Here is a 19,667-nt window from a genome sequence, read left to right as displayed (position 1 = left end):
ATTTCAAAGCATTTATAATGTGAAATTGCACAATAGACAGAAGCCGGCGGGAGTGACTACGCTGTATGTATCCAGCGAGGTAATGATCGTGCTTCAATTGCATCCAGAACCTGCCAGACAAGACGGTTCGCTCTCGGGCGACCGGTCCGGCAGCTTGTCCGATGACGAGTGCACGGCGCTGCTGCAGTGGATGCTGCGTCACGATACGACGGCGCAGCAGGCCAGAGAAGCAGGCTTCGCTACCGAGCTTTCCCTCTATCTGGCCGAGCGGGGCGTCGCTTCCAGGATAATGCCGGGAGATGAGGGGCGCGCCAATCTGATCGCAAGCCTCGACAGCGGTCGTGCAGGCCCTCATCTGGTCTTTTGCGGACATTGCGACACGGTGCCGCTCGGCGACCGCGAATGGAAAAAATCGCCGTTCGGGGGGACGATCGAGGGCGGGCGAATCTATGGGCGCGGCAGTTCGGACATGAAGGGGGGCCTTGCCGCTCTCATCGCCAGCTTGCTCGACATGCGCGCCAGCGAAAACTGGGCGGGGCGGCTTTCGCTGGCCGTGACCTATGGCGAGGAAACCGGCTCGGAAGGCGCGAGGCTGATGGCCGGTGACGGCAGCCTCGCTCCGTTCGATGCGATGATCATCGCCGAGCCGACCTCAAACCGGGCGGTGCGCAGCCACAAGGGCGCGCTGTGGCTGGCGTTTAAGGCCACCGGCCGCACGAGCCACGGCTCCATGCCGCAGATGGGGCTCAATGCGCTGGAAATGGTGATCCGGTTCCGGCAAAAACTGCTCGAATTCGACGCGCTTGCCGCATCCGATCCGCTTCTGGGCCGGCCTACCGTCTGCCTCACCCGTTTGCAGGGCGGCACGCAGGTCAACGTCATTCCCGACCGGGCGATCGCCGAGTTCGACATGCGCACCCTGCCGGGGCAGAGTCACGACGACGTCCTCGCGGCGGTACGAACAATCGCGCGTGAAATCGAAACCGAATATGAGGGTGGAACGATCGTCGTCGAGACGATCAACTCGCTGCCGGCGCTTGCGACCTCTGCGGACAGCGCAATCGTTCGCGCGGCGCTGGACGCACGACGCGAGCTGGGAATGTCCGCCAGCGAGGCCGGCGGCGCCAGCTATTTCACCGACGGCTCGGTGCTGCAGTCCCCTGGAGCCGACATCCTGATCCTGGGGCCGGGCGATCCCGCAGAAGCTCACCAGACGGATGAAAGCCTGGACCTTTCGGATTTTCTGGCGGCCCGTCGCATTTATACGGGCATGGCCCGCCGTTTCCTGCGCCCTCGCGAATGATGAGGGTGAATGCCCCAAGCCGATACTGAAGATCAGCACCGGCGCTTCAGATACAAGTCCCCGGCAAGAGGGATCAACCAACTTCCAGGAGGATTTCAATGTCACTTGACCGTCGTCAATTCCTGCAAATTTCCGCCGCCACCGTAAGCGCGGGGGCGCTCAGCGGCATTCCCCTCATGGCGCATGCGCAGGCCAAGGGTGGCGTGCTGAACGTGGTGGTGCAGCCGGAGCCGCCCGGCATCATGATCGGCATCTACCAGAACGTGCCCTCGCAGATGGTTGGCGGCAATATCTTTGAAGGCCTGCTGCGTTTCGACGCCGACCTGAAGCCGCACCCGCTGCTTGCGGAAAGCTGGGAAGAGGCTCCTGACGGAATGTTCTATTCCTTCAAGTTGAAGGAAAATGTGCTGTGGCACGACGGCAAGCCGTTCACCTCGGAAGACGTGGTCTTCAGCGTCGACAAAATGCTGCGTGAGACGCACCCTCGTGTCCGCAATTTCCTGAACGCCGTGGAGAGCATCACCGCGGACGGGCCGTATAAAGTGGACTTCAAGATGAAGACGCCGTTCGCGCCCTTCATCCAGTCCTTCGAGGTCGGCTCGATGCCGATGCTGCCCAAGCATCTTTACGAAGGCACCGATTACAACACCAATCCGGTCAACAACGCCCCGATTGGAACCGGACCGCTCAAGTTCGGTGAATGGCAGAGGGGTTCATATCTCAAGCTGGTCGCCAATGAGAGCTATCACGAGGAAGACGTACCGACGATCGAGGCGGTTTATTTCCACGTCATCCCCGATGGCGCCAGCCGCGCCACCGCCTATGAGACCGGTAAGGTGGATGTGCTGCCAGGCGGCGCCGTCGAATATTTCGACGTGCAGCGTCTCGCCGACTTGCCGAACTCCGAACTGACCACCAAAGGCTGGGAATTCCAGGGATCACAGTGCTTCCTGTGGCTCAACAACGGCTCAAAGTGGATCGGCGACAAGCGGGTCCGGCAGGCGATCATGTATGCGCTGGATCGCGAGAACATGCGTGACATCGCCTTCTTCGGCTATGCCAAGGTGGCCCCGAGCCCGTGGAACAGCTCCACCCGGTTCTATTCGGAGGACATCAAGCAGTATTCGCGCGACGTTGAAAAAGCCAAGGCGCTGCTTTCCGAGGCTGGATACGATGGAAGCCCGATCCGCCTGCTGCCTCTTCCCTATGGCGAAACCTGGCAGCGGCTTGCCGAAATCGCGCGCGAGAATCTTACCGAGGCCGGTATCCAGGTGGAACTCACCGCCACCGACGTCGCCGGCTGGAATCAGCGTCTTGGCGAGAAGGATTACGACATCGCGTTTTCGTACATGTCGCAATATGGCGATCCGGCTCTGGGCGTCGCGCGCCTTTACACGACATCCAACATCATCGAAGGCTCCCCCTGGAACAACGTTTCGGCCTTTTCCAATCCGGAACTCGATGCGCTGTTCGATGCAGGCGCGGTCGAGATCGACCCGGAAAAGCGTGCGAAAATCTATCAGGACGCCCAGGCGCTGATCGCCGAAGAGGTTCCGCTCGCCTGGCTGTTTGAGATGATCTGGCCGACGATCCACCGTTCGAACATCAAGAACCTGATCTCGTCGGCTGTCGGCCTGAACGACAGTCTCGGGCGCGCCCGGATCGAGTAAACGCACAACTGTACTGCGGCGGCCCGGCAGTCCGGGCCGCCATGATGTTTCTGATCAGAGGCGCAGAGCGTGAACCGTCTGAAATTCCTGATGGGTCGTTTCGTGCAAGGGGTGATCGCGCTCTTTGTCATAGCCACCCTGAATTTCCTGTTGATCCGGGCCGCGCCGGGCGACCCCGTGGCCGTGATGGCAGGCGAGGCGGGCGCGGTCGACAAGCGGTTTCTGGAAGCGTTGCGCATCCAGTACGGGCTGGATCAACCCCTCCTGGTGCAGTGGTGGACCTATATCTCGCGCATCGCCACGCTCGACCTCGGATTTTCCTACCGCCAGCAGGAAACGGTCGCGCAACTGATTGCCGACCGACTGCCCGCGACGCTGCTGCTGACTGTCTGCGCCTTCGTGTTTTCGCTTGTCGTAGGGGTGGGGCTCGGCGTGCTCGCCAGCCGGCGGCCCGGCGGCTGGGTGGACAGGGGGATCGGTTTCGCCGCGCTGATATTCTACGCCGCACCCATGTACTGGCTGGCGTTGATGGCGGTTCTGGTGTTTTCGATTCAACTCGGCTGGCTACCGGCCTTCGGCTACAGTTCGGTCGGCGCCAATCTGACCGGCATGGCCGCGGCCATGGACGTCGCAAGGCACCTGATTCTGCCGACGCTGGCGCTCTCCTTCTTCTACATCGCCGTCTACACCCGAATGACGCGAGCCAACATGATGGCGATGGCGCAGATGGCCTTCGTCAAGACGGCGCGCGCCAAAGGCGCAGGCGAAACGCGGATCCAGTTCCGCCACGTGTTGCGCAACGCGCTTCTGCCGGTGGTGACGCTTGCCGGATTGCAGGCCGGCAATATGGTCGGCGGCGCGATCATGACGGAAACCGTCTTCGCTTGGCCAGGCATCGGAAGGTTGATGTTCGATGCGCTGCTTCAGCGCGATTATAATTTGCTTCTCGGCGCTTTTCTGGTCGCGGCGGCGTTGGCCATCGCCTTCAACATCATCACCGACCTCATCTACACCGTTATCGATCCGAGGATTGCGCTGTGAACGGGATATCCGTCGTCCGCCGCATGTTCACCCGCACGGAAGTGTGGGCCGGCCTGATCGTTATCCTCGGCATAGTCGTCATTTCGCTGATGGCGCCGCTGTTGTTCCCGCGTGGACCGTGGGCCATGGGCGGGCGGCCGTTTCTGCCGCCCATGTCGGATATGCGCTTTCCGCTGGGGACCGACACCACCGGCAGGGACATTCTGGCTGGCCTGGTGTGGGGCGGTCGCGTGTCGCTTCTCATAGGGCTCGTTTCCACCGTGGTCTCGGTCGTCATAGGAATCGTTATCGGGGCCGCCGCCGGCTATGGAGGCGGCCGGATCGACGGTGCGCTGATGCGCTTCACGGAGATATTCCAGGTCGTCCCGAGTTTTGCGCTGGCCCTGGTTCTGGTCGCCGTCCTGCAACCTTCCGTAGGCTCCATCGTCATGGCGATCGGCATCGTCTCATGGCCGCCGGTGGCGCGCCTCGTGCGGGCCGAATTCCTGTCGCTTCGCAGCCGCGATTTCGTGCTGGCGGCGAAACTTCAGGGCCAGAGCGCGCTGACGATCATGTTCCGGCAAATTCTGCCGAATGTCGCGTCGCCCATTATCGTCATGGGATCGCTGATGGTGGCGACAGCCATCCTGCTGGAATCGAGCCTCAGTTTCCTCGGCCTCGGCGATCCCAACCAGATGAGCTGGGGTTTCATGATCGGGGCGTCGCGCACGGTGCTGCGGCAGGCATGGTGGATGGCGACCTTTCCGGGCCTGGCTATCGCCATAACCGTGCTGGCGCTGAACGTATTGGGCGAAGCGCTCAACGATGCGCTCAATATCCACTCGCGGAACAGGTGAAGGCCATGTCGACCGACGCCACTCCATTGCTCAGGGTTCAGGGGCTCGATATTTCCCTGCCGAAGGGCGCCGACCGTCCGCTGGCGGTCTCCAACGCCTCATTCAGCCTGACGGCTGGCCGCACCGTCTGCATCGTGGGCGAATCCGGTTCAGGCAAATCCACCATCGCCGACGCCATCATGGGGCTCCTGCCACGTCCGCATCTGGAGCCGAAGGCCGGATCGATCCTGTTTGGCGGGCGCGATCTTCTCAAGCTCGACGAGACCGGAATGCGCGCCTTGCGCGGGCGCGAGATCGGCATGGTCTTCCAGGAGCCCATGGCCGCGCTGAACCCGCTGATGAAGATCGGCGCGCAGCTCGAGGAGGTGCTGGAAATCCACCTCAACCTGTCTGCGGGCGAGCGCCGACAACGCGCCCTGACAGCGCTCGGCGATGTCGGGCTGCCGCGGGTGGAGGAACTCTATGAGAGCTACCCGTTCCGGCTTTCCGGCGGCCAGCGCCAGCGCGTGGTGATCGCCTGTGCGATGATGCTGGAGCCGCGCCTGCTCATATGCGACGAGCCGACCACGGCGCTGGATGTCACCACCCAGGCGCAGATCCTCAAGCTGATCGCATCGCTTCGCGAGCGGCGCGAAACGGGCGTGCTCTTCATCACTCACGATTTCGGTGTGGTTTCCGAGATCGCGGACGACGTCATCGTCATGCGCAGCGGGCGCATCGAGGAACAGGGCCCGGCGGGGGAGGTGCTGCGCAACCCGGCGTCCGCCTATACCCGCCAGCTCATCGACGCCATCCCGACCGGAACGGCTGCGCCGCGCGCGGTGACGGCCGCCACGCCCCTGCTTGAGGTGAAGAATCTCAAGCGGACCTATTTCCTGCCTTCGGGGCTGTTCCGCGCGCCCCGAAAGCTGGAGGCGCTGAAAGGGGTGAGCTTCAAACTGGAACGCGGTTCGACGCTCGGCATCGTCGGCGAATCCGGTTCGGGAAAATCGACCCTCGGCAGATGTGTGGTCGGGCTCGAAACGCCCGATGGCGGCGAACTGGTTCTCGCCGATACGGAGCGCGGCAGGCAACGCGCCCTCAACGGGCGTCGCGATGGACGCGTGCAGATGATCTTCCAGGACCCGTTTTCCTCCCTCAATCCGAAAATGAGCATTGGGCAGTCCATCGCGGTCGGGCCGATGACTCAGGGCGCGCCGCGCGACGCCGCATGGCGGCGGGCGCAGGAATTGCTGGAACTTGTCGGCATAAAGCCCGACGCCGCCAGCCGCTATCCGCACGAATTCTCCGGCGGACAACGCCAGCGCGTGGGGATCGCGCGGGCGCTCGCCATGGACCCGGTGCTGATCGTCGCCGATGAACCGGTTTCGGCCCTCGATGTGTCCGTTCAGGCGCAGGTGCTGGACCTGTTTGAGGATTTGCAGAAGAAACTTGATTTCGCCATGCTCTTCATCACCCACGACCTGCGGGTCGCGGCGCGGATGTGCGACCGTATCGCGGTGATGCAAAATGGCGAGATCGTCGAGACCGGAACCGGGTCCGAGGTGCTGTCCGCACCGGGTCATGAATACACGAAGCAGCTGCTGGCGGCGATTCCCACGCTGTTCAACGAAGCGTCAATGGAGGTGTTCTGACATGCCGGTAACGGCCATTCTCATCCGCTCTCAAGATCATGTCGCGACGCTCACCGGTTCCGTCGCGGCAGGGGACACCGTGCTGATCACCGGCCAGGGCGAGCCGCGCGAGATCGTCGCCCTTGGCGACATGCCCGCCGGCCACAAGCTCGCGGTGCGGCCGATCGGGCAATATGAACAAATCCTGAAATATGGCGAGGTCATCGGCGAGGCCACAGATGACATCGCCGAAGGCGGGCATGTCCATGTTCACAATTGCTGGGGCGTGAAGGCCCGGCGTCACTCATGATGCTGGAAGGAGTTCGGCTATGAAGTTCCAGGGCTATCGCCGGCCTGACGGCCGGATCGGCATTCGCAACCACGTTCTGGTGATACCCACCGTGGCTTGCGTCAACCGCGTCGCGATGGACATTTCCAACCGCACCGGCGCGGCGACATTCATGCATCCCTATGGCTGCACCTTCGATGCGGAAGAGAACCGAACCACCGAAGAGGCGTTTATCGGCCATGGCCTGCACCCGAATGTCGGTGCGGTGCTGGTGGTGAGCCTCGGCTGTGAAACAGCATCCGGTTCGAAAGTGTTCGACGCGATCAGGGAATCAGGACGGCCCGTCGAGCGTCTCGTCGTCCAGAAAGCGGGCGGCTCGCGCGCAACCTCCGAAACCGGCGTGGAGATCGTGGAGCGCATGAAGGCCGAACTGGCGGCGCAACCGACTGACGAAGGCGATCTTTCCGAGCTGATCATCGCCCTCGAATGCGGTTCTTCGGACGCGTTCTCCGGGCTCACCGCCAACCCCGCCGTGGGCGAGGCAGCCGACATCATCGTCGACGCCGGTGGAACCGTGATCCTGTCGGAACTTACGGAGATGGTCGGCGCCGAAAGTGTCCTTTATCGCCGGGGCAAGACGCCTGAGGTGCGCGATGAACTGATGCGTCGCATCAAGAGCTATGAAATCGAACTGTCCATGACTACCGAGGACGACAGCGGCGTCTTCATTTCCCCCGGCAACATCGAGGGCGGACTGACGACGATCGAGGAGAAATCGCTCGGCTGCATCTACAAAGCCGGCACGCGCCCGATCACCGAGGTGGTCGACTATGGCCAGACTCCGCGTGAGAAGGGCGTCATCATCATGGACACGCCCGGCTACGACATATCTTCCGTGACCGGCAAGATCATCGGCGGCGCGCATATGGTGCTGTTCACAACCGGCAAGGGCACGCCGTCCGGCTCGGCCATCGCGCCGGTTCTGAAGGTGAGCTCGAACAATCGTGTCTTCCGCGAGATGCCCGACGATATCGACATCAGCGCCGGCGACGTGCTGGAGGGCACGAAGTCGCTTCGCCAGGTCGGCGAGGAACTTGTCGATCTGGTGATGCGGACCGCGCGCGGCGAACAGGCCAAGGCCGAATATTTCCAGATCCAGGAATTCGCGATCCCCAATGTCAGCGTGCTGCGCAAGGAGGTCATCCATGCCGAGATGATCAAGCGCAACGATCTGGGGTTCATGCAATGAAGCTGGCCTATATGTACGCCACGCCGGAAGTGGCGCCGGCCCATGTCACGGCGGTGCAGGGCGATGCCGCCGCCTGCTTCGCGCGGATCAAGGAGCTGGGTTATGAGGGCGTGGAACTGCTGGTTCGCGATCCGCGCGCCATCGATCATGGATTGATCGAGCGGCAGCTTGCCGATGCGGGCCTCGCCATGCCGGCGGTTTGCACCGGCGAGGTCTACGGCGAAGACAAGCTCTCCCTTGCCGACCCCGAACCGTCGCGCCGCGCCGAGACGCTGGAGCGGATGATCGCCGCCATGGATCTCGCCGCTCGTTTCGGTGCGATGGTCAATGTCGGACGCATGCGCGGACGCTATCTGGATGGCGTCGAGCGCGCGCAGACAGAAGCGTGGGTCGCCGAAGGGATGCAGGCGGCCGCCGATGCGCGCTCCGAAACCCGTATCGTGCTGGAACCGGTCAACCATCAGTATGCCAATTTTCTGATGGGAACAGCCGAGTCGGCGCGTTTCGTGCGAGGGCTCCACCGGGCAAATATCGGCTTGATGCTGGACCTTGCCCATATCACCATTGAGGGCGAGGTCCATCGCGACAGCCTCGCCGCGGCCGGCGACCTGTTCTGGCATTACCATGTCTGCGACAGCGAGCGAAAAGCTGTCGGAGATGGCCAGTGGGACATTGTGGCTGCGCTGAACGATCTCGACGCGATCGGCTACGACGGCTGGATCACCGCCGAGCATTTCCAGGTTCCCGACGCCGAAACAGCGATGGCGCAGTCCATCCGCTGGCTGAACGGACATTACGACAAACACTGACCATACAGGACACAGCCATGAAGATCGTACGCTTTGCCCATGACGGCGCCGAGCATTGGGGCTTCCTTGAGGACGACAGGGTGCGCGCCCTGCCCAACGGCCCCTTCGGGGAGGTTGAGCCATCGCCGGATAGCCTGCCGCTTGACGCGGTCAGGCTTCTTGCGCCGGTGAAACCGGGAAAACTGGTCTGCGTCGGGCTCAACTATGTGTTGCATGCGCGGGAATCCGGCCTGGCGCTGCCTGACGAGCCGATGCTGTTCATGTGTTCGCCGCAGGCGATCATCGGCCCCGGTGAGGCGATCATTCTGGACAGTCACGAGCAGCGCGTCGAGTTCGAGGCCGAGCTCGCCATCGTGATCGGCAAGCGCGCACGAAACGTTTCGGCGGCCGAGGCGGCGTCGGTCGTTCTTGGCTACACCTGCGCCAACGACGTTTCCAACCGCGACCTCCAGCTCAAGGACAAGCAGTTCACCCGGGCCAAGTCGTTTGACACCTACAAGCCCATCGGCCCATTTATCGAGACCGATCTAAACCCGGAATCCCAAACCATCCGCCTGCTCCAGAACGGGGTCGTGCGGCAGGATTCCACAACTGCCGACATGATCTTCCCGACCTCATTCATCATCGAGTTCGTAAGCTCGATCATGACGTTGGAGCCTGGCGACGTCATCATCACCGGCACGCCCTCCGGTGTCGGCCCGATGAAGTCCGGCGACCGGATTGAAATCGAGATCTCGGGCATCGGCAAATTGGAGAACCCGGTGCAATGACCACGCCGGAGGGAGCTGGACGGTTCTGTTCAGCCCCCTCCGGGCTTCAACATGGGCAGCAATTGCAACGCGGCGTAAAGACGAAGCTTCGTATCGGTCTTGAAATCACCCAGTCCGAGCACCGCGCGGCATCGCTCCAGTCGCTGTCGCACGGTGTTGACGTGCAGGCCAAGAAGCTCCGCGGCGCGCGGCATGCTCTCGTCCTCGCGAAGCCATACCCTCAGTGTTTCGATGAGCGTCAGCCCATGATCGCCCATGGCGAGAAGCGGTTCGAGCAGCCTCAGGAAGCTCAGGCGGCTCTCCTCGATCACGGCTGGATGCGCAAGCAGCCGCAACAACAGCACATCCTCGTGCCGGCTCAGGCGATTGAAGCCATTGAGCCTCAGGCCGAAGGACAACGCCTCCTTCGCCTCATGCCTGAGATGAATAGCCTCCGGCAAAGGAGCGGGGCCGGAGTGACCGAGCCCATAGCGGAGCCCCGGCGTCCGGCGCGCCTGCCGCTCGAATATCCGCTGCAAATCCTTCAATGTCGCTTCTGCCGAACGAGGGTCGTCTCCCGCCGCCGGGATGGCGAGCGTGCATTCAGTGCCGTCCTCATCGATACGCAGCAGCGCCATATGCCGGCGCGAGAACTGGCGCAGGCGCAGGTTGAGCAGGGCGCCGTCGAGCATATCGGTGTCGAACATGCGCGCCACCACCATGTGCCATCCGGTCGCCTGCGGCGTGCATTTCGACGCGATAAGCTCCCTGGCTTCCCGCGACAGCAGCGGGTCGACAAGATCGCCAAGCAGCCTGGCGTTGCCCGCAATCAGCGTTCGCGTGCCGGCATTGGCGTCGACGAGCGCTTGCAGCAGATGGACGGAGAGGCGCAAGCATTCGAGGTCGGGATCGGACGCGCGCTGCCCGCGCTCGATCACCGCCACCATACACCCGCCATTCGCGCCCATGCCGGATCGTGCAACGGCCACGATTTCACCTGCGACTTCAAGGCGCAAGGGAACGTCATCGGGGTGTATGCCGGTGGGGGCTCCGTGGATGAGCGTCTCGGCCAAAGTCTCCGCTTCGGCCGCCGTGACGCCCCGGCTCTCGATCTGGAGGCCGGTTTCGTCTTCAAGCGCCAGCAACAGCGGCAGGTTGACGAAACCGGCCACCAGCTCGAACAGTTCGCGCAGCGAGCCAAGTCTCGCCCGGTGCTGCGAGAAGGCGCGATAGATGGCGCTGAGGGATGCAGCTTCCCGTCCTGTTTGTCCGCCGTCGGTGAACACCCTGCCGATCAGATCGCTCCATGCCAGCGGTCCGGGCAGAGAAATCACCGGAAAATCGAGCTCCTCCGCCCGGCGGCGGGCATTGTCGGGGAATTCACGCAGGTATCGGGTCAGCTTGACGCCAAGACCTGCGGCATTGCGGGCCGCGAGCTGCTCGATCAGGCCCAGCAGCGCATCCGGGCTCTGCTGCACCGGATAGGTGCTGGTCACGACGAATTCGTGCGCCTTCACCCAATTCACCGCGTCCGGCGCGTCGATTACGGTGACCGACTGGACGTCGGTGGCCAACGAACCGGCTCCGGCTATGACGGTATGGCCGGACAGGATTTCCCAATCCAGGATTTCGCGCAGGTTCAGCATGGAGTCTCGGGAAGGGCAACTTCGGTTGTGCGTTCCATAGTGCAACGTTTTCCTTTTCGCGGTCCATTGATTTCATTTCAAACAAGGGAAACCATTCGATGCGTGCAACATGGCGTTGGTTCGGTCCGCAGGACCCGATGACGATCGACTGGATACGCCAGTCGGGCGCGACCAGTGTGGAAGCGAGCTTGTCCCATCTGCCGCCCGGATGCGTATGGGAGGCCGACGCCATCGATGCGTTGAAGAACCTCGTGCGGACTGCTCCGCCCGGCCAGACGCCGCTGGGATGGGACACACTCGGTGGAATCGCCATTCACGACGATATCAAGCTGGGCCGCAAGGACAGTGCGAGGCTCACCGCAAATTTTCAGGAAACAGTACGGCGGCTCTCGCAGGCCGGCGTACGTCGCATCAACTTCACGGTGATGCCGCTGCTCGACTGGGTACGCACAGGGCTGGACACAAGGCTTGAAAGCGGAGCCGAAGTGCTGGGCTTCGACGCCATCGATTTCGCGATTTTCGACATTCATTTGCTCAAGCGGCCCGGCGCCGAGGAGGAGATCGACCCGGAAATAGCCGCCGCTGCCCGCCGCCGCCATGCCGAAACGCCCGCAGAGCGGTGGCAGCCGTTGTTGGCCATGCTCACGCGCGGTCTCCCCGGCGGCCCCGGACAGTACGGCAGCGGGGAGTTCCATTCATTGCTCGACGCCTATCAGAGGCTGGGGACGGAAACCTACCGGCAAAACCTGATCGATTTCCTCGGCGAGGTGGCGCGCACCTGCGAGGCCGAGGGAGCGGTATTCGCCATCCATCCGGACGATCCGCCGATCCCATTGTGCGGACTGCCGCGCATCGCCAGCACGCTCGAAGATTTCGCGAAGATTTTCGCCGGCGTATCTTCTCCGCGCGCGGGCATGATCTTCTGCTCGGGATCGCTCGGCAGCAGGCGCGACAATGTGTTGACGGATTTCATCGACAGCTTCGGTCATCGCATCTTCTACGCCCACCCCCGACGCATACGCTTCCGAGACGATTTCGGGAGCTTCACCGAGGCTGAGCATCTGGGCGGCGCGGGCGCGTTCGACCTTCATGACGTTCTCGTGCGGCTGATGGCGGAGGAGGCGCGCAGACGCAAGCAAGGTATCGCTGACTGGGAGATACCCTACCGCGCAGATCACGCCTGCCGCATTCTCTACGATCAGGAAAGAGCGGATTTCGTACCGGGATACACGCCCGTCGGCCTTGTTAAGGCAACGGCGGAACTACGTGGGATGATCCACGCGATCGGAAAGAATTGCTGAAACGCTTCGACAGAATCGGTCGCCGGGAGGCGTGAGCCGGTCCGATCAATGGCGGTCGGATTCAGACGCCCCGGAACGACCGAAACTGCCGTTGAAACGTCCCCGGACCTTACGACTGGCAGAGTAAAGATCGTGCGACCGGTCGGCCAAGATGCCCGGCCGCCGATTGCACCATCGCCAGGAAACCGGATCAGGCCCGGCATGGGCCGGGCCATTTTTTGGCCGGAAACGCAAGAGAGCCCGCCATCCCTGCGGATGACGGGCCCGTTGTTGAAATAGCCAGGCGAGGGGTGCGCTCACATCGCCGGCGTGCCTTCGTGGACGGCTTTACGAATTTCCCTGCGGAATTCGGGCGTGACGTGCTCACCATGAACGGCGACCGCATGCTGCACTGCGGCATCGATCAACTCGTCTTCCCGGTCTGCTGATATCACCACGCTGCACTGCATTTCACTGGGGAATTCGCGACAGTCTATGTATTTTCTGGCCATATCTCTTCTCCCGATCCTGGCCACCCAACCGAAAAATATACGCTTGCGTGTTCGTGACGCCAAATCACGAAATCCCGCCCGCCGATGCCGTGGGGAGCGTGAGATATAACTGTCATAGTGGCGGTGTATTGGGTGCGCCATCATGCGCACCGTTATCGTCCCTGAGATCATCCGAGTTGGCCAGACTGGCGACAATGTCAGCCTGTTCGAACTGGTCATCGAAGATTTGAACGGGCGCTCCTTCGCCCTGCAACTGGACGGGGACGCATGCTGCGCCCTGCGGCAAGCCGTCACCGATCTTGAACGACGTATCTCGGAAGGTAAAAAGCCCGCCACCCTTGCGGATGACGGGCCTGTCGCCTGAAACACGCCCGCGAACGGACGCGCTTGTTAACTGGTTCCAAAGAGCTAAGTTCCGGTTAAGGCGACCCATAGTTTCTTGTCGGACTGCAACGGCCAGCCCGCCCTGGAAGCCGCCGCAAGGTTGACGAGCATGATCGTCCCGACGCCACATTTCCGCCAGCGTGAGAGCTCAGCGACCGGTTCCCCGCCCTTACCAAGACGCCTGTCGGCGCCGCGCTCGACGATATGCTGAGCGCCTTCTGGGCGGTCCGGTCCGTGGGCCACACGATCTGGCGACACCCGACAACCATCCGATGTGCAGGGGGCGCGACCCTGTGTTTCGATCCACGCATGAACGCTTTCGCGCAAGTCGGCAGCGAGAAGCTCGCGGCCGGCGCGATGCACAAGCTCAGACCGGAACAAAAACGGACAAAGTTGTCCCACCTGTTGAGGGGGTCGGAGTACGTGGGGCAAAACGGGCAAAAATCCAGGAAAATCAATGGCTGAAAAAGCCAATGGTGGGCCCGGAGGGACTCGAACCCCCAACCAAGCGGTTATGAGCCGCCGGCTCTAACCATTGAGCTACAGGCCCCACGAGCGCTGATTAGTTCGTTTCGCCGCCATGCACAAGAGGCCGGCAGGTCGGACCGATTGCTTCGTCAGCCAAAAGCGCCATTCTTCAACTGTTTGATGAAGCTCTGGCGTCAACCGCCCAAATCAATCCATATTCGCCACCTAGAGCATTTCGCGCTGGGACGCATTTCCATGGAGCACCTGATGAACGGATTCCTTCTTCCTCTCGCGCTGGCAGCTGCAATGGCGCTGCCTGCCATCGCGCAGGCAGCCGACACCAAGGCAGGCCCGCGCATATTCGTCACCGGCGAGGGGGAGGCGACGGTTGCCCCCGACATCGCGATCCTGACGTTGTCCGTCATGCGGGAGGCCAAAACCGCTCGCGCCGCGCTCGACGCCAACAACGACGCCATGGCGGCAGTGATCACCGCCATGAAGGCCGCCGGCATCGAGGACCGCGACCTGCAGACGGCGGGCATTCAGATCAGCCCGCGCTACAATTACAACAACAAGCCCGACGGCGGCCAGAATGCGGAATTGGTCGCCTATCAGGTAAGCAACACGCTGTCGGTTCGTATCCGCGACATCGACAAGACCGGCGAACTGCTCGACAAGGCCGTGACGCTCGGCGTCAACGAGGGCGGCGGCATCGTCTTCACCAATGCCGATCCGGCTGCGATCGTCACCGAGGCACGCAAGAAGGCGGTGGCGGACGCCATGACCAAGGCCAGGACGCTGGCGGAAGCCGCCGGCGCCTCGGTTGGCAAGGTGATCGAGATTTCCGAACAGTCGGCCCCGCCCCAGCCCATCCGTCTGGCCGCCAAGTCGTTCGACGCCATGCCGCAGGCCGGCGCAGCGCCGGTGCAGGCGGGCGAAAACGCCTATCGTGTTCAGGTCAATGTGACGTTCGAACTGAAGTGATTCGGCATATCGGAGCGCCCCGAAAACCCGACGCGCTGTTCGGGTTCCCGCTCCAGCAATGAAAAAAAGCCCCGGATGTGGTCATCATCCGGGGCTTTTCGTTGTTTTGCGTAGTGTCAGCGGTACAGGGTCGGGCAGCCGCGCTGGTTGGCGAAGGTGACCGTGACCGGACGGTTGAATTTGCGGCCGGCCACCTTGACGACGCGGCGGTTGGCGTCAACGACGCGAGCGCGGCGAACGCCCATGCGCTCGGCCTTGTTCACGGCGGTGCGCGCATTGCAGGCCTGATGGCGATTGTTGTTGCGACGCCAGTCGTGATGGCGGCCGTGATCGCGGTGGTTGACGTGAACGCCATAGCCGGGGCCGTTGCCGCCGAAGTTGATGTAGAGGCCATCCGCCTGCGCCGCTGCGGGCGCCGCGGCGATGCCGCCAAGGCCGATGAGAACGGAAAAAACTGCGGTCTTGATCATCTTGAGCATGGTGTTCTCCAGGGTCCGTTGGGAGGGGCGTTCGTTTCTGGCCCATCCATGAGACGGAATTTAGAGCGCACTGGCTGAACCGGCGAGGAACCGCCCGTTCATTCAGGGTTCATCCGGACATTGTTTCAGCAGGTGGCGATGACGCTGCGATCGATGGTTGCGAGGCGGGGCCTTCCGGTGAGCGCCATCGCCACCTCCAGCTCGGCGCGCAATATGTTGAGGATGTGGGCCACGCCCACGGCCCCCGCAACCGCCAGACCGTGCAGTATGGGCTGGCCGATCATGACGGCGTTCGCTCCCAAAGCCAGGGCCTTGAGGATATCGGTGCCACGCCGGACGCCGCCGTCGAGCAGGACCGGCAGCCTGCCGCCAAGCTCGTCCGCGATCGCCGGCAGCGCCTCGATGGTGGCGGGCAGCGTGTCAAGCACGCGCCCTCCGTGATTGGACACGACGATGCCATCCACGCCGGTTTCCAGCGCAAGACGAGCGTCATGGCGGCTCATGACGCCTTTCACAAGCAGCGGCAATTTCGTCCGCCCGCGCAGCCATTCGAGATCGCGCCATGTGGGGGCTGCGTCCAGCAGGCCCTTGAACACCGGGCTTTCGCCGGGGCCGGCGCGCAGGGCAGGGCCGGGCATGCCCTTCAGGTTCACCGCCCCGATGCCTTCCGGCAGGCGGAAGCCGGCGCGCTGTTCCTCATTTCGAAGACCGTTCACCGGGGCGTCCGCCGTGACCATGATGGCCTTGCAGCCAGCAGCCTCGGCCCGGTGCAGCAGGGCGAGCGTGTCTTCCCGGCGCGTCTGCATGTAGAGCTGGAACCAGAGCGGGCCCTGGGCTGCTGCGCCGATGTCCTCGATGGTCGTGCTTGCCTGTGTGCTGACGGTCATGACCGCGCCGGTGGCCGCAGCGCCCAGCGCGGTCGCCAGTTCGCCATCGGGATGAGCGAGCTTGTGAAAAGCCACGGGAGCCACGATGACCGGGATTTCGAGAGTCTGGCCGAACAGTTCTATGGCGGTATGAGCGCCATACATGTCGGCCAGAACCCGGCCTTCAAGTTTCAGCCGGTCGAAGGCTTCGCGGTTCCAGCCCCGGGTCAGCCCGTCCGCGCCGGCGCCGGCGATGTAGGACCAGATCGACGCTGGAAGCCGCTCGCGGGCGTGGCGTTCATAATCGCCGAGCGAAACGATGTCCGCAGGGACCGGCGAAGCCGTCATGTCCTCACATTTCCGACCAGTGGCGGATCATGTTGTGGTAGTGGGCGGTGAGCCCGACCACGGCCGGATGATCGTCGGGCATGTTCTGGCGCACCTGTATGATCGACATGTCGAGATCGTAGAGCATGTGGCGTCGCCAGTCATCCTTGACCATGGACTGGGTCCAGAAGAAGGACGCCCAGCGGCTGCCGCGCGTGACGGGCGTGACGCTGTGCATCGAGGTGGCCGGATAGACGACCATGTGCCCCGCCGGCAGCTTGACCGAGTGGGTGCCGTAGGTGTCGTGGACCACCAGTTCGCCGCCGTCATAGTCCTCGGGCGGGGTGAGGAACAGGGTCGAGGAGACGTCGGTGCGCAGGCGCATGGAGGAGCCTGGCACGACGCGGATCGAACCATCGACATGGGCGCCGAAGGTCATGCCCTCATCATAGCGGTTGAACATGGGCGGCAACACATGCAGCGGCAGTGCGGCGGAGGAGAAGGTGGGGTTGCGGCCGAGCGCGCGCATGACGATCTGGCTCAGTTCCTGCGCGGCGGGCGAATCGACCGGCACCTGAAGGTTCTTCTTCACCAGCGCGGCCTGATCGCCCGCGGTGGTGCGCCCGTCCACCCATTGGGTATTTTCCAGCACCTGCCGGATATAGGCGACCTCTTCCTTGGTGAGCACGTCGGGAATGGTGATGAGCATGGTTCGTCTCGCCTCTATATGAACTGAAAGCGGGCCAATCGGCCCGCTTTCTCACATTTCATTGTCAGAACGACGTTTTTGCCGTCAGGAGGAAGGTGCGCCCCTGACCCGGCACCATGTGGCGTGCCCCGTGTGATTTCTCAAATGTCTCTTCGTTGAAGATGTTGATGGCGTTGAACTGAAGACCGAAGCGTTCGTTGAACTGGTAATTCGCCGATACGTCCACGGTCACGTGGCCGGGAAGACGCCCGCTAGAGTTGCCGCTCGGATTCGTAGCGTTCGGCACGCCCAACCTGGTATCCGGATGATAATCTCCAGTGAAGCGATTACTGATGTAATTAACGCCAGCTCCAACACGGAATTTTTCGTTAACCTGATAATCAGCCCAAATGAAACCAGAATGGGTGGGCATTAGGCCGACGGCATATCCTGCCGCATCTCCGCTTTTGATGCGCCCGTACAACCAAGAATAACCGGCAGTTACGGTGAGGTCGTTAGTAACATTTCCGGTAACGGAAAGTTCTATGCCTTTGATGTGACGAGTATCTTCATTAACGGTTTGATTGCCACTGGCGTCTTCCGTCACTTCGTCACTAAGCTTGGTGAAAAAAGTACTTGCGCCAAGACCCAGGCGCTCATCGAGCAGGTTCCATTTTCCACCCAACTCATAGGTGACAGTCTTTTGAGGCTTAACGGAGTCGACACTGATGAGGCCAGTATAACCTGTTGTTGGAGAGCGGGGTAATTCGGTGCTGCTGGCGGCAGCGTAGTAGGTATGATTTTCCCACGGTTTGTATTCGATAGCTCCCAGCCAACTGAACAAGGTATCACCATAGCTGGATTGGGTCGGGGCGGTCGGACTGGTGGGAGCGTTGTCCACACTGTTGACCTTATAGCGTTCCACGCGACCGTTTCCAATCACGTAAAAACCGTTGCCGAGGTGGACACGATCATAGGCAGTAACGCCTACAGTGTCGACCTTATGGTCGAAACGTGGATTCTTGATACGGGTCTGCCCATGCGAGCCCAAGGCAGGATTGTTCAAATCCAGAGCCGGGCGCGATGATGGCGTGACCGAATTGTTATAATGCGTCAGATTTTCCCGGCTGATGTCCAGTCCAAGCGATGTCTGATGGCTAAGCGTGCCAGTGTCGAAATTTGCATTGAGGGTCGCTTGGTTCTGGTATGTGGTGCCATCCATTCCTCTGGTCGACTGTCCGGGATTGATGGTGCATGTCGGGTCTGTCGGGTTGGCGCAGGTCACTGCATCGTAGATGTTGCCCGCAGGCATAGTGGTCACGAACCGGTCGTGCCAGTATGAGCCAACGCGGAATGTATTGGTGAAGCTCACATCCGGTGTGAATTCGTGCTCGAAGGTTGCGGTAAAGCGGTCAAGCTCGTATTCTTCCCTGTCTTCCAGATAGCCGTAATAATTCTGGCGACGTACGCCGTGTTTAGTTACGGGTTCTAGGACGCCAACATTATTGGGCAAGACCGGAACGCCCCAGCGAGGCACGCCATTGTCGGGCCTGCCCCAGTCCTCCTGATGGATATAGGAAAGTGTCAGCTTGGTATCGGACGTCATGCCAAAGGTGACGGTGGGGGCGATGCCCCAACGTTTCTGGAAGACGTGATCCCGCTCGGCGAAGTCGCGGCTAAGCCCTACGGCATTCAGCCGGAATGCGACTTCCGGTGTCACCGGGACATTTACGTCGATAGCGCCACGATAATAGTTGTCAGTGCCTACGGTGGTGTAAATGTCGGCGAAGAAATGATCCTTTGCGGTCTTTGAGGTCATGTTGATGGAGCCTCCGCCGCCGCCACGGCCCAAGGTGCTGCCAGCGCCGCCCTTGAAAATCTCCACCTGTTCCATGTTGAAGGGATCGCGGCTGGCGATACCGGAATCACGGATTCCGTCGACGAAGACGTTTCCGACAGCAGTAAGGCCGCGAATGTTGAAGGAGTCGCCACCCATTCCGCCACCGCCGCCTTCGCCCGCGCTCATGGTCACACCGGGAACGCGCGTGATAAGTTCACTCAGATTCGTCACTGCGCGTTGCTGAATCTGTTCTTCCGTGATGACATTGATAACCTGTGGTGTGTCCTGAATCTTGGTGGGTACCCGTTTCAGACCCGTTGTCGCCTCGTTCGTGTTGGAGGTGCCTTCGCCGCCCTTGCCCTCCACATTGATCTGCTGGAGCACGACGTCGCCATCGGCGGCGCCCGGTGCAGGCGTGGCCGTCTGTGCATAAGCCGGGCTCGTGAGCGCGGCCGAAAGCGCAATCACCGGCAGAAGCCCCAAAGTGTTTCTTATCTGAGCCGATGTTTCCGGTGCAGCCGTACGACCGTCGATGCCAGCTTCCATGGCCTGTGACCCCCAACCTGAATTTTCTGGCCCGATCTCTTCGGGCCACGAGAATGTTTCCGAATTCTTGCCGAGCCTGCAGAAAGGC

Annotated in this window: 18 protein-coding genes and 1 tRNA gene; 12 read left to right on the top strand and 7 right to left on the bottom strand. The window is 62.0% G+C overall.

What is annotated here, in order from left to right; translation table 11 throughout:
- The first annotated feature begins 88 nt into the window (after positions 1-88).
- From ABID44_RS06150 to ABID44_RS06110, 9 genes are all read left to right on the top strand, one after another.
- Positions 89-1,303, top strand: a complete 1,215-nt coding sequence (locus ABID44_RS06150) for a M20 family metallopeptidase (RefSeq protein ID WP_354150810.1) — start codon at positions 89-91, stop codon at positions 1,301-1,303.
- 98 nt (positions 1,304-1,401) lie between these two features.
- Positions 1,402-2,973 (top strand): ABC transporter substrate-binding protein, encoded by a 1,572-nt coding sequence (locus ABID44_RS06145; RefSeq protein WP_354150809.1) that lies wholly within the window; start codon positions 1,402-1,404, stop codon positions 2,971-2,973.
- Positions 2,974-3,063: 90 nt separating this feature from the next.
- On the top strand, positions 3,064-4,014 hold the full coding sequence (locus ABID44_RS06140; protein WP_354150987.1) for an ABC transporter permease: 951 nt from the start codon (positions 3,064-3,066) through the stop codon (positions 4,012-4,014).
- A 23-nt stretch (positions 4,015-4,037) separates the two neighbouring features.
- Entirely contained in the window at positions 4,038-4,850 is an 813-nt protein-coding gene (locus tag ABID44_RS06135) for an ABC transporter permease (protein WP_354150986.1), read from the top strand.
- 5 nt (positions 4,851-4,855) lie between these two features.
- Entirely contained in the window at positions 4,856-6,484 is a 1,629-nt protein-coding gene (locus ABID44_RS06130) for a dipeptide ABC transporter ATP-binding protein (protein WP_354150808.1), read from the top strand.
- 1 nt (position 6,485) lies between these two features.
- Complete coding sequence (locus ABID44_RS06125; RefSeq protein WP_354150807.1) at positions 6,486-6,773, top strand: UxaA family hydrolase; 288 nt, start codon at positions 6,486-6,488, stop codon at positions 6,771-6,773.
- Positions 6,774-6,792: 19 nt separating this feature from the next.
- The gene (locus ABID44_RS06120) at positions 6,793-8,001 is read left to right on the top strand and encodes a UxaA family hydrolase (RefSeq protein ID WP_354150806.1); all 1,209 of its coding nucleotides are present in this window, start codon (positions 6,793-6,795) and stop codon (positions 7,999-8,001) included.
- Entirely contained in the window at positions 7,998-8,810 is an 813-nt protein-coding gene (locus ABID44_RS06115; protein ID WP_354150805.1) for a sugar phosphate isomerase/epimerase family protein, read from the top strand. Before ABID44_RS06120 ends, ABID44_RS06115 begins: the two co-directional genes overlap by 4 nt.
- Positions 8,811-8,827: 17 nt before the next feature.
- Complete coding sequence (locus ABID44_RS06110; RefSeq protein ID WP_354150804.1) at positions 8,828-9,580, top strand: fumarylacetoacetate hydrolase family protein; 753 nt, start codon at positions 8,828-8,830, stop codon at positions 9,578-9,580.
- A gap of 29 nt (positions 9,581-9,609) precedes the next feature.
- Here the strand turns inward: ABID44_RS06110 and ABID44_RS06105 are convergent, their stop codons facing one another.
- Complete coding sequence (locus ABID44_RS06105) at positions 9,610-11,205, bottom strand: PucR family transcriptional regulator (RefSeq protein ID WP_354150803.1); 1,596 nt, start codon at positions 11,203-11,205, stop codon at positions 9,610-9,612.
- A gap of 98 nt (positions 11,206-11,303) precedes the next feature.
- Here ABID44_RS06105 and uxuA point away from each other — a divergent pair, with 98 nt between their 5' ends.
- Complete coding sequence (uxuA, locus tag ABID44_RS06100) at positions 11,304-12,506, top strand: mannonate dehydratase (protein WP_354150802.1); 1,203 nt, start codon at positions 11,304-11,306, stop codon at positions 12,504-12,506.
- Positions 12,507-12,802: 296 nt separating this feature from the next.
- On the opposite strand, the gene ABID44_RS06095 is transcribed toward uxuA, so the two are convergent.
- Positions 12,803-12,997 carry a DUF1059 domain-containing protein gene (locus ABID44_RS06095; RefSeq protein ID WP_354150801.1) on the bottom strand — a complete coding sequence of 65 codons (195 nt, stop codon included), beginning with the start codon at positions 12,995-12,997 and terminating at the stop codon, positions 12,803-12,805.
- Between the two features lie 142 nt (positions 12,998-13,139).
- On the opposite strand from ABID44_RS06095, the gene ABID44_RS06090 reads away from it, so the two are divergent.
- Complete coding sequence (locus ABID44_RS06090) at positions 13,140-13,361, top strand: hypothetical protein (protein ID WP_354150800.1); 222 nt, start codon at positions 13,140-13,142, stop codon at positions 13,359-13,361.
- 494 nt (positions 13,362-13,855) lie between these two features.
- Here the strand turns inward: ABID44_RS06090 and ABID44_RS06085 are convergent.
- Positions 13,856-13,931: transfer RNA gene (locus ABID44_RS06085), tRNA-Ile, on the bottom strand.
- Between the two features lie 185 nt (positions 13,932-14,116).
- On the opposite strand from ABID44_RS06085, the gene ABID44_RS06080 reads away from it, so the two are divergent.
- The gene (locus ABID44_RS06080; protein ID WP_354150799.1) at positions 14,117-14,833 is read left to right on the top strand and encodes an SIMPL domain-containing protein; all 717 of its coding nucleotides are present in this window, start codon (positions 14,117-14,119) and stop codon (positions 14,831-14,833) included.
- 116 nt (positions 14,834-14,949) lie between these two features.
- Here ABID44_RS06080 and ABID44_RS06075 read toward each other — a convergent pair whose 3' ends face one another.
- From ABID44_RS06075 to ABID44_RS06060, 4 genes are all read right to left on the bottom strand, one after another.
- Positions 14,950-15,312 (bottom strand): hypothetical protein, encoded by a 363-nt coding sequence (locus tag ABID44_RS06075; RefSeq protein WP_354150798.1) that lies wholly within the window; start codon positions 15,310-15,312, stop codon positions 14,950-14,952.
- A gap of 125 nt (positions 15,313-15,437) precedes the next feature.
- Positions 15,438-16,526: an alpha-hydroxy acid oxidase gene (locus tag ABID44_RS06070; protein ID WP_354150797.1), complete on the bottom strand. Its 1,089-nt coding sequence runs from the start codon at positions 16,524-16,526 to the stop codon at positions 15,438-15,440.
- 4 nt (positions 16,527-16,530) lie between these two features.
- Positions 16,531-17,214, bottom strand: coding sequence for a Fe2+-dependent dioxygenase (locus ABID44_RS06065; RefSeq protein ID WP_354150796.1), 684 nt, complete (start codon positions 17,212-17,214; stop codon positions 16,531-16,533).
- Between the two features lie 64 nt (positions 17,215-17,278).
- Complete coding sequence (locus ABID44_RS06060) at positions 17,279-19,579, bottom strand: TonB-dependent receptor (RefSeq protein WP_354150795.1); 2,301 nt, start codon at positions 19,577-19,579, stop codon at positions 17,279-17,281.
- Between the last annotated feature and the right edge of the window lie 88 nt (positions 19,580-19,667).

This window comes from Aquamicrobium ahrensii, from assembly GCF_040545755.1.
GTDB classification, from domain to species: domain Bacteria; phylum Pseudomonadota; class Alphaproteobacteria; order Rhizobiales; family Rhizobiaceae; genus Mesorhizobium; species Mesorhizobium ahrensii.
The sequence above is the reverse complement of the archived record's forward strand: the minus strand, read 5'-3'. Positions and strand labels throughout refer to the sequence as shown.